Origin of the sequence: Pseudomonas sp. SIMBA_068, assembly GCF_046534705.1 — a bacterium.
Taxonomy (GTDB): Bacteria; Pseudomonadota; Gammaproteobacteria; order Pseudomonadales; family Pseudomonadaceae; genus Aquipseudomonas; species Aquipseudomonas putida.
The window spans coordinates 1-242 of sequence record NZ_JAWRYI010001435.1; the positions used below are offsets into that span (position 1 = coordinate 1).

Here is a 242-nt window from a genome sequence, read left to right on the forward strand (position 1 = left end):
GCACATGCCGTAAGTCCCTGAACGAAAGGCTGGTCGTGCATCAACCAGGGCAACGCGCCGAACGCTACGCGCCCACGAATATCTTCGGGTTGCTGTAACGTATAATCTTCGCCAACATCAGGGATTTCATCCCCTGTTTTCTGTAATTGCTCGCGTAGCCCAGGGAAAGGGATATCTTTCACTTTAAGCGGACGTTGTCCGCGGGCATCAATAAAAACGTCAAACGAGTAGCTGTTGTCTTC

General features: G+C 51.2%; 1 protein-coding gene. It reads right to left on the reverse strand.

The features are described from left to right. On the reverse strand, positions 1-242 hold a 242-nt coding region (locus tag SB756_RS34370; RefSeq protein ID WP_410913791.1), incomplete at both ends, for a hypothetical protein.